The organism is Odoribacter sp. N54.MGS-14 (assembly GCF_000980295.1).
Classification (GTDB): Bacteria; Bacteroidota; Bacteroidia; order Bacteroidales; family Marinifilaceae; genus Odoribacter; species Odoribacter splanchnicus.
This window is the reverse complement of sequence record NZ_LARL01000151.1, coordinates 1-1,345: the sequence shown is the minus strand read 5'-3', so window position 1 is coordinate 1,345 and position 1,345 is coordinate 1. Positions and strand designations below refer to the sequence as shown.

Annotated in this window: 2 protein-coding genes; both read left to right on the top strand. The window is 39.0% G+C overall.

What is annotated here, in order from left to right; genetic code table 11:
* A partial coding sequence (locus tag WS42_RS14685) for a transposase (protein WP_046451343.1) occupies window positions 1-368 on the top strand: 368 nt, incomplete at its 5' end.
* 115 nt (window positions 369-483) lie between these two features.
* A partial coding sequence (locus tag WS42_RS14680) for a hypothetical protein (protein WP_046451362.1) occupies window positions 484-1,345 on the top strand: 862 nt, incomplete at its 3' end.

Here is a 1,345-nt window from a genome sequence, read left to right as displayed (position 1 = left end):
AGGTTATGGAGGAACTCAAACAAATCTGCTCTCCTGACCAATGGGACATCACGCCGGAAAAGGCATTCGGTGTATTTAAGGAGTTCATACAAAGGTGGCAAAAGAGTTACCCGCCGCTAAAGAGATACCAGCACGACAGGTACAGGTTTTATTTTACATACTTCAAATATGAAAGGGAAATCAGGGGAATGATTTATACCACGAACTGGATCGAAAGACTGAACAGGGATTATAAGAGGGTTATTAACATGAGAGGGGCCATGCCGAATCCACAGGCCGTCATTCTACTGATGGGGACCGTGGCTCAAAACGCGGATATTTATAAATACCCTATTTATAATTTTTTAGAATCAAGATTATTTTATTAAAAATGAATAGATTTGCAAAGATGAAAAAAGAAAGGATTTACACACTTTTGGGGACACTATCTTAAATAATTACGTTGCAAAAGTAGTCTTTTATAAAAAATAAAACTAATTTTGAATGCAAGTGAGATGGGATGGGGGATTGAAAAACGAATGTAAAAACAAACGAGTTATGGTGGAGAAGGCTAAAAAATCAAAAGCGTCAAAGAATCAGACTGTTACAGATATAAATTTCAAATTCAAAAGTATTCGTACGAGTTGTAGCAAGGTGATTGATTTTACCGGAAACAAGCATTATCGTACGGTTTTTCGATTGAACGAGATCGAAACTTTATTCGTGGACACGGAAGTGATAAACAAGCAGTTTGATGAGAAACCCTGGGATGCGGAGATCGTGGCTGCTTTGATATATATGCATGAGGATCAACCTGTGCTGGTAGCACAAAAAGGTGGAAAGGTTACAATCCCTGAAATGGATTTCATTTTTCATTTTTCAACTACTTTTTCGGCTGAGGATTTTACAAACTTTCGGTTTCAAGAGGGAATCTACCGGGTACAAGTGATGATAAACGGGCAGGCCGGGGTGTCGGATGAAATCCATTTATTGGAATCGCACAATTCGTTCCGGGATTACTTCCAGTTGTTGGATATAGGATTTGACAAATGCGTGGAGGAGGCTCCTGATGTACAACGTCCTCATTCGTATCAGGCTTTTTCAGCCAAGGGGTTGAAAGATGTACGGTTTTATCTGGTGGCTGAGAATTTTTTATCGGGTGAATGGACGTATGAATTTTTGATTAATGTATTTGATACTAATGGTATATTAAAAGCGAGTCGAATAGCTAAAGGAAATTATTACGTTCCGAATCGGGAAGGAAAGCGTTTGCTTTGTTTTGCCTTGGATTTAGGGGCCGGACTAAGTAATTTTTGGGAAGAGGGAAAATATCGGGTTGACGTGTTATGTTTTGATCAACCTGTGA